We start from the raw sequence: 8,630 nt of genomic DNA on the forward strand, positions 1-8,630 counted from the left end.
CTAATTATTTTAGTTCTTCTAATATTTTTACTACAAATTTAAATACTCGTTCAGTTGAAGATATTGATAGATTTTCTCCTGGAGCATGAACTCCGTCCATATCAGGGCCAACTGATAGCATATCTATATCTCCAATAGTTTCTTTAAAGAGTCCGCACTCAAGACCTGCGTGAATCTCTTCAAGAATTAGTTCTTCGCCTGTTATTTCCTTGTAACAGTTAGATGCAATATCTCTTAGCTTGGAATTTTCTTTATATTCCCAAGCTGGATAATCTGATTGTACTTCAAATTCTGCGCCGCAAAGACTTGCCGCAATTTTATTCATGTTTGCAATATTATCTTTAAGTGAAGAAAGCTGTGATCTAACATTAGTTATAATCTCAACATCTTCATCGCCATCTATAATTACACCAACATTTACAGAAGACTCTACTAGTCCTTCGATGTTTTTGCTCATGGACATCACTCCATCAGGAAGTATGTTTATGAGTTTTATTATCCTATCTGCTAGATCATCTGTAAAGGCTCTATTTGTTTTCTCTTTAGAGACTTCTAGATTTAGTCTAACATCAGGATCAACTTTTCCAAGTTCTTTTACAAGTTCTCCATTAATTTCAACAATTAATTTTTGAAGCTCTATTTTATCTTCTGCTGAAAGTGCTATTTTTGCTTTTGCAAGTCTAGGAATAGCATTTGGCTTTGCTCCACCTTCTATTTGGATGAGTTCTGAATCAAATTTATCAAAGATTCTATAGAGAGACCTTGCCAATATCTTGTTGGAGTTTCCCAGTCCCTTGTGTATCTCTTGACCAGAGTGTCCACCCTTTAGTCCAGATACAATTAAATCGTAAAAATCAAGACTCTCGTCTATTTCTTTATACTCTTTTTTAAAAGTTATAAGATCTCTTTGTCCTCCAGCACAGCTTACACAGCCCCTGCCTTCGTCCTCTGAGTCAATGTTTAAAAGCATCTTTGAGTCTAAATATTTATTTTCAAGGTTCTTAGCACCAGTCATGCCATTTTCTTCATTTACAGTAAAGAGAGCTTCTATTTTTGGATGTTTATATTCATCGCTTTCTAAAATTGCCAAAATCATAGCCACAGCTATCCCGTTGTCTGCACCTAAAGTAGTGTGTTCAGCCACGATTCTGTCGCCCTCAATTTTATATTCAATAGGGTCATTTGAAAAATCTATGTTAGATTCTTCATCTTTTTCACAGACCATGTCCATGTGTCCCTGCAAAATTATGGAGTCAGATTCAGCATATCCTTCTGTTGCTTCTTTTTTGATTATTACATTTCCAATTTTGTCTGTATAGAATTCTAAATTGTGTTCTTTTGCAAAATCTATAAGAAACTGACGAATTTTTTCTTCATGGAATGATTCTCTCGGAATTTTAGTGATTTTATCAAAATAGTAAAATACTCTATCCTCAAGTAAAGATTCAATATTTCTCATGTTAACCTCCTTAAGAATATTATATCAAAATTAAGAAAATTATATACTAATTAAATTTATATGTTTCTCTAAAAAGTTTAATAATTTCGTCGTGAGATTTTAATTCAAGCTTTTTTGACTTGCACACAAATTCATTAAACATATTTAGTGATTTGTCCATCAAAAAGTGAATGGATGGGTTCTTTTCAAAAGATTTAACGACTATGGCAAGAAGTTCATTTTCTAAGTCATCTTTCTTGTCATCTTCAATATCTAATTCATCAAAGAGAAGCAGTAGAGATAATGTGTATTCATATCTTACAAAAATCAAAAACTCAGTAAAGTTTTCTGAATAGCTTGCCTCGTTTATTAGACATATTATCTTGAAAAACAGATTCCATTCTAGGTCTTTATTCATATTTACATATAAAATTTCGCCAATGCCCTTAGAAAAAGAGTCATAGTACTTAGGATTTTTCTTAAGCTCGATTGGCTCTTCTATGTTCATCTCACAATCTGATGCAAGATTTATTCTATTAATTAGAGAGATGAAGTTTTCTCCGTATGTTAAATCTTTATTTTTGATAGATTTCATAAATAGGAAGTTAACTACAACATCTGTAATCGTCTTTAAGTTCATCAAAAGACCAAGTTCGTCATAAATCTTTTGTGTAAATACATCGTGAAGAATTTTCGACAAGAGAGTCTTAAGCTGTTTTTCTGCCGAAATATTTACCGATGCATCTAGGTTTCTTACGTGATCGTATAGAATCATAAGTTGCTTATCGACCATTGTAAGATTATCTATGATTGAATTCATAATGTCTTTAAAGAAGTCTGCTGTAACCATGTAATTATAATTTTTATATAAAATCTTGTGGTCAATTTCACCCCAAAAGACATTTACAAGAGATTTTATTTGAAGTTCAAATAAATAAGTCCTCTCTCCTGTAAAGAATTCTCCATCAAGCTTAAAAATTTTAAAACCATTGTTTAGAGATTGTGGCTGTGGATCGTCTAAGTTAAGTCTGATTTTGTTATTTTTCTTAGACGCATACATCCCACGACCTGTATATATTCTAAAATCTTCTATTATTTTTTTGTATATTTGCTCTTCGTCTTTTATAAATCTACATTCTATTCTAAGACCAATAAGGTCTGGAATGTGTTTAAATCCATCTGCTGGATTTGGATACTTGATAAAGTAATTTCTTCTAATTAACTTTTCTCTAAGAGATTCTTGAGATTTTATTCTAGTAAAGATATTTATAAATTCGTCGTTTCCTATTAATTTATCTGAAAAATATCTCTTTAATTCTTTATTAATTTCAACTAACTCAAGACGATGGAAGTCGTATATCGCCATCACATCGTCTATATAGTTGAAAAGCTCAAGTTTCATATCTGCACCTTATGCGTTTTCTATTTCTACTTTATATTTTTCTTTTAATTCATCAATTTTGTTGTTATAAACTTCTTGCTCTTTTTTTCTTCTAAGCTCTTGATAGATTCTATCTTTAGATTCTTCGAAACTATAAGTTGTTGCTTCGTTTTTGTCATCAATTCTAATGATGTGGTATCCGAACTGAGTCTTTACAGGTTCTGTAATTGTTCCAACTTCGTTTGAGAATACTGCATCTTCAAATTCTTTTACCATTTGACCTTTTTGGAATTCGCCTAGGTCTCCGCCTCTTTCAGCAGATGGGCAAGTTGAAAATTCTTTTGCAAGAGCTGCAAAGTCTTCACCATTTTTAACTTTTTCATAAATGTCCAAAGCTTTATCTTCTTCTTCAACTAGAATGTGAGATGCTTTTGCTGATTCTCCCTTAGTGAAAAGATTTTTATTCTTTTCATAAAATTCTTTCATTTCTTCATCAGATACAGTTACTGTTGAAAGTAATTTTCCAAGTGAATAAGTTTTAAGCATTGACTGTTTAGTTTTTTCCAAAACTTTTAAGAAATCTTCTTCTTTGTCAACGCCGTTTTCTATTGCTTCTTCATATAATAATTGTTGGTAAACCAATTCATTAACTATTTCTTTATTATATTCTTCTTGTGTAAAGTATGCTCTAAGTTGTGGATCTAGTGAGTTGATAAATAAGTTATAATCTTCACCAGTTACTTCTTTTCCATTTACTACTGCTAAAACTTTATTATTATCCATTATTTCCTCCATTTTAGTCTTCTCTTAAAAGCGAAATCTATCGCTTATCTACAAGTTTATGTTACCATTAGCACTGTATTTTTTCAACTGAGTCTTCTCTATATAAAATGCTTATATCTCAAATATTATCGCCTGCAAACTGCTGTATAATGAGTTTACTTCTTTTTTTCCATGTGATAAAATGACTCTTAAGAGACAAAAATAAAATTAGCGCCTGATCCTTTTGGATGACGAGGAATAGAGTTATCGAATTTATCGGCGGATGCTCTATAGGTATCACAGCCTAAGCAATCTACAAAAATTAAAAGTAATTTTATAACAAAATGTTGCAGTGAGTCTCTAATAAAAATTTGGAGGGATAAAAATGTGCGGTATTGTTGGTTACATTGGTAACAAAAACGCGACTGATATAGTTCTTAATGGACTTAAAAAATTAGAATATAGAGGTTACGACTCTGCTGGAATCTCTATGATTACAGATGGTAAGTTAAAAACCTTTAAAAAGAAAGGCAAAATAGTTAACTTAGAAAATGCCTACGACTTCAGTAAATATAAATCAAATGTAGCAATTGCTCACACAAGATGGGCAACTCACGGTGAGCCATCTGAAGTTAATGCTCATCCTCACGTCAGCTTTGATGGAAAAATTTCTGTAGTTCATAACGGTATAGTTGAAAACTACCTTGAACTTAAAAATAATCTACAAGATAAGGGATACACTTTTAAATCTCAAACAGATACTGAAATAATTCCAAATGTAATTGAAGATAATTACGATGACGATTTACTAGAGGCAGTTATTAAAGCTCACAAAGTTTTAAGAGGATCCTTTGCTCTTGGAATAATTAGTGAAGATGAGAAAGATAGATTAATTGCTCTAAGAGACTCTTCACCACTTCTACTTGCCATAATGGATGACGGATTTATGATTGCATCTGATATTACATCTGTTATAGAACACACCAACAAATTAGTTTTCTTAAAAGACGGAGATATTGTCGACATAAAACCTGACTCTTACACAATCTATGACTGTGATGGAAAAGTAGTTGAAAGAGAAGTTACAGAAGTTGACTACACTGATGAGAGCGCATCAAAAGAAGGATATGACCACTTCCTACTAAAAGAAATTCACGAACAACCTAAGGTTATAGAAAAGGCAATCTCACTTAGACATACAAATTATGTGCTTAACTCAAACGAGGACATGTTTACAGACGAAGAGTTAAAAGATATAGAAAAAATTTACATCTCAGCTTGCGGTACAGCTTTTCACGCTGGCGAAGTTGGAAAATATGCAATAGAATCCCTGTCTAAAATTCCAGTTATTACAGAAATTGCATCTGAGTTTAGATACAAAAATATGTTTATAGATGACAAGTCACTTGTAATTTTTGTTTCTCAATCTGGAGAGACTGCAGACACACTTGCTGCACTTAAAGAAGCAAAAAGACTTGGTGCAAAAACTCTTGCAATCACAAATGTACTTGGTTCAACAATTACAAGAGATGCCGATAGAGTTATTTATTGCTACGCCGGTCCAGAAATTTCTGTGGCTTCAACTAAGGCCTACACTACTCAGCTAATTGCTCTATACTTTATAGCACTTAGAATTGCTAAATCAAAGGGTCAAATTACAGATGACGAAATTAAAAATATAATAGAAGCAATGGAAAAGACTCCTGAACAAATTGAAGAAATTCTTAAAAATAAAGATAACTTTAAACACATTGCACAGGAGATTAAAGATTCAAAATCCATCTTCTATACAGGAAGACTGCTTGACTTTATAACTGCAAAAGAAGGAGCCCTTAAACTTAAAGAAACTTCTTATATTCACACAGAAGCATTTCCTTCTGGAGAATTAAAACACGGTTCAATTGCACTTATAGAGCCAGGAACACCAGTTATAACTGTTGCAACTCAATCTGAAATTACAGAAAAAACTATTTCAAATAACCAAGAATTAATTGCAAGAGGAGCAAAAGTTATTTCTATAACTAATGAAGGAAATAATTTTGTTAAAGATGCTTCAACTGACTTAGTTGAAATTCCAAAAACTTTAGATATTTTAACTCCACTTCTTGCCGTTATTCCTGAACAGCTAATTGCTTATTACACTTCACTTTCTCTTGGAAATGATGTGGACAAGCCAAGAAACTTAGCTAAATCAGTTACAGTAGAATAATATTTAACCTGAGGTTTTGCCTCAGGTTTTTTTATGCCTTTAAATTCTATAAATCTTCGCAATTTATCTTTGAGTTTTATATTTTATTTAGGGTATAATTTATTTAAGGAGCGTGAAAATGGATTCCTATTTATTTATTTTTTTATCTTTATTATCACTCTATTTTTCATATGAGTTTACACTAATTGAAAATGCCTTTTGGGGTCTTGGTTCCGTAAAGCTTGAAAAACTTGAGGATTTGCAAGTTGAAAATTTAGATTATATAAAAAAAATACATAAAGACAAAAATCTTTATTCTACAACTTTGATTTTAGATTACTTTTCTAATTCACTTTGCATTGTATTTCTTACACTTGCCTTTTATGAGCTCTTTGGTTATGTTGGAATACCTATTGGAATACTTGTCTCTACAATCATTGTGATTATTTTTGGACAAACTCTTCCTCGAACTATGGGAAAGGTCAATTACGAAAAAATCGTCTCTAAAAAAGCTAAGACGATGAATACTTTAATGAAAATAATTAAGCCCCTTTCCACTCTAATTAACTTCATTTCAAATTCAATTTTGAAAATGCGACTTAAGGGCAAAACTTATAGCGAATATTCCATAACAGAAGACGACCTAAAGGAAGCTATGAATTTAGGAATTAGCCAGGGAATATTAAATAAGCACGAGTCCTTAATGATTCAAAACGTCTTTGACTTTAAAGAAATTTATGCAAAAGACATCATGACTCCAAGAACCGACATTGTTGGAATTGAAATTGATGAAGATTACGAAGAAATTGTTGAAAAAATTGTAGAAAATAATTATTCGCGCATGCCCGTCTATGAAGATAACTTGGACAATGTAATTGGAATTTTTAATGTAAAGGACTTCTTTTTGATGGATAGGACAAAAAAATTTGCAGAAAACTTAGAATACCTCAAAAAGCCGTTTTTTACCTTCGAATATAAACCAACTGCTACACTGTTTAATCAGATGCGCCAAAATAAGCTCTCCGTTGCCATAGTTACAGACGAGTACGGCGGAACAGAGGGAATGATTACCTACGAAGATATTTTTGAAAAGTTAGTTGGACAAATATCTGATGAGTATGACACCATAGAAGACGAAGATATTGTAAATATTGCACCGGGAAAATATTTAATCGACGGAGCTGTAAACATCGACGACATCAACCAAAAATTTAATACAGAACTTGAATGCGTGGAATTTGATTCTATTGGCGGATATATAATTGAGCAGATCGATAGATTCCCAAAAGTAAACGAAGTAATAAAAATTGGAAATCTTAAATTTACAGTGGTAAGATGCACATCGAATAGAATTGAAAAGTTAATGCTTCAAATACCCGTCAAAAATAGTGCAAACAAAAAAGCCCTTTAATCCAAAAGATTATTGGGCTTATTATTATTCACATTCAGTTAGTGTTACGACCTTAATTCTGGAATCTTTCCAGCTCGCATCGTCGCCAAGATTTTCTACAATTTTAATAAGTAACTCATCCTCTTCGTTTACCTCGCAAAATGGGCTAACCCTAATTTTGGAGTCGAAAGGAATCTCTTCTACAACATCACCTAAGTCAACTTTTGTGATGCACCTATTTACCAAATTTTTCTTCTCATCATCGTCTTTTACTTTTACATATTTTCCGTTTTTTCTAGTATAAAAAAAAATCTCTCTATTAAATTTTTCCATATAATAGTCTTCATAAACGGCGCATGAAAGTTGAAAACTTCCAAGTGGGTTAGTATCAAAAATTACTTTTTTCATCATCTCACCTGGAAGCATTATATCACATTTGTAAATTTAAACAAAATAATCTCCTTAAAATTTACAAATTATATATTTATTTTTGCATATTTCTTACAAGAGAAGATAAAACTTCCTCTCTTTTCATTTCTTTTTTCGGATTAAACTTCGCATTTTCATCTAATGTCAAAATTCCACTTTCAAGTGCACTGTCAACAGATTTTTTGGCATAAGATGAAATGCTCTTGGCATCTTTTATTTTTTTTGCCTTGACGTCTTTTTCTCCAAAAATTCTTGATGCAACTACTGCATAATCTTCACGAGTTACAGATCCCTTTGGATTAAATCTATTCTCTCCAACTCCGTTCATTATTCCAAGATCATAGGCAACATTTACATATTTGTTATCTGTATCAGTAAAGTGATTTACTGAACCTTGAGAAGTTCTCTTGTGAAGACTTGCGTAGGCTTTAACTGCAACTTCCGCTAGCTCTTCTCTTGTTACATTCATTTTAGTATTTGGAAACATCGTATTAGAGACAATATTTAAACTCTTAGCTTTATTGATATCATTAAGTGCCCACGCACTTGAATTTCTAGACAAAGGTGCATCTCCCAAGTGAATCATGTTTGTAAAAGGAGAAGCATTTTTATTTTTATCAACATATCTAAGTCTAAAGCAATATCCATTTTTATCGCTCATAAAGTTTTTTAAATCATCTTCTGTTAAAGTTACAGAGTTTTTTGCTCCATTTGCATCAACATCTTTAATGATAGATTTTTTACTTTGGCTAATCCATTTGTCATTGTTTAGTACATCAATCTCAACTTTTAAATCCTTAGCCTTTGCCTTATCCATTTCAAATTTATAAGTATTATCTATCTTTGATGCTACAATTCTTGTAGGGGCACTTAACTTTGCTCCCGCAAAAATATTAATTGGCAACATTAAAATCGCCAAAATAGTTACAAAAATTTTTTTCATTTCTTTCACCTCGACTATGGTATATTACCAAATATAAAATCATATTTGTAATTTATTTAGCCTTTGTAATCATTTTGTAATTATTTTGTTAATTCTCTG

General features: G+C 31.6%; 7 protein-coding genes. 2 read left to right on the top strand and 5 right to left on the bottom strand.

Annotated elements, in window-relative coordinates; all coding sequences use genetic code 11:
• Positions 1-4: 4 nt before the first annotated feature.
• From ACOX6R_RS02155 to ACOX6R_RS02165, 3 genes are read right to left on the bottom strand one after another with little or no spacing between them, the layout of a single operon-like run.
• Complete coding sequence (locus ACOX6R_RS02155; RefSeq protein WP_433446766.1) at positions 5-1,459, bottom strand: aminoacyl-histidine dipeptidase; 1,455 nt, start codon at positions 1,457-1,459, stop codon at positions 5-7.
• 46 nt (positions 1,460-1,505) lie between these two features.
• Positions 1,506-2,840 carry a GTP pyrophosphokinase gene (locus tag ACOX6R_RS02160; protein WP_433446768.1) on the bottom strand — a complete coding sequence of 445 codons (1,335 nt, stop codon included), beginning with the start codon at positions 2,838-2,840 and terminating at the stop codon, positions 1,506-1,508.
• 9 nt (positions 2,841-2,849) lie between these two features.
• On the bottom strand, positions 2,850-3,602 hold the full coding sequence (locus ACOX6R_RS02165; RefSeq protein ID WP_433446770.1) for a peptidylprolyl isomerase: 753 nt from the start codon (positions 3,600-3,602) through the stop codon (positions 2,850-2,852).
• A gap of 364 nt (positions 3,603-3,966) precedes the next feature.
• On the opposite strand from ACOX6R_RS02165, the gene glmS reads away from it, so the two are divergent.
• A complete protein-coding gene (gene glmS / locus ACOX6R_RS02170; RefSeq protein ID WP_433446772.1) occupies positions 3,967-5,790 on the top strand; it encodes a glutamine--fructose-6-phosphate transaminase (isomerizing) in 1,824 nt (607 codons plus the stop codon).
• 118 nt (positions 5,791-5,908) lie between these two features.
• On the top strand, positions 5,909-7,180 hold the full coding sequence (locus tag ACOX6R_RS02175) for a hemolysin family protein (RefSeq protein ID WP_433446774.1): 1,272 nt from the start codon (positions 5,909-5,911) through the stop codon (positions 7,178-7,180).
• A 24-nt stretch (positions 7,181-7,204) separates the two neighbouring features.
• Here ACOX6R_RS02175 and ACOX6R_RS02180 read toward each other — a convergent pair whose 3' ends face one another.
• Positions 7,205-7,567 carry a hypothetical protein gene (locus ACOX6R_RS02180; protein WP_433446776.1) on the bottom strand — a complete coding sequence of 121 codons (363 nt, stop codon included), beginning with the start codon at positions 7,565-7,567 and terminating at the stop codon, positions 7,205-7,207.
• A 76-nt stretch (positions 7,568-7,643) separates the two neighbouring features.
• Positions 7,644-8,531, bottom strand: a complete 888-nt coding sequence (locus ACOX6R_RS02185; RefSeq protein ID WP_433446778.1) for an S-layer homology domain-containing protein — start codon at positions 8,529-8,531, stop codon at positions 7,644-7,646.
• Positions 8,532-8,630 lie beyond the last annotated feature (99 nt).

Source organism: Peptoniphilus sp., assembly GCF_050943655.1.
In the GTDB taxonomy this organism is placed as follows: Bacteria; Bacillota; Clostridia; order Tissierellales; family Peptoniphilaceae; genus Peptoniphilus_A.

Excerpts from the sequence above, each read along its gene's own strand:
- ACOX6R_RS02165 (WP_433446770.1), bottom strand. The coding sequence starts at position 3,602 with ATGGATAATAATAAAGTTTTAGCAGTAGTAAATGGAAAAGAAGTAACT.
- ACOX6R_RS02155 (WP_433446766.1), bottom strand. The coding sequence starts at position 1,459 with ATGAGAAATATTGAATCTTTACTTGAGGATAGAGTATTTTACTATTTT.
- ACOX6R_RS02160 (WP_433446768.1), bottom strand. The coding sequence starts at position 2,840 with ATGAAACTTGAGCTTTTCAACTATATAGACGATGTGATGGCGATATAC.
- ACOX6R_RS02185 (WP_433446778.1), bottom strand. The coding sequence starts at position 8,531 with ATGAAAAAAATTTTTGTAACTATTTTGGCGATTTTAATGTTGCCAATT.
- glmS (WP_433446772.1), top strand. The coding sequence starts at position 3,967 with ATGTGCGGTATTGTTGGTTACATTGGTAACAAAAACGCGACTGATATA.
- ACOX6R_RS02175 (WP_433446774.1), top strand. The coding sequence starts at position 5,909 with ATGGATTCCTATTTATTTATTTTTTTATCTTTATTATCACTCTATTTT.
- ACOX6R_RS02180 (WP_433446776.1), bottom strand. The coding sequence starts at position 7,567 with ATGAAAAAAGTAATTTTTGATACTAACCCACTTGGAAGTTTTCAACTT.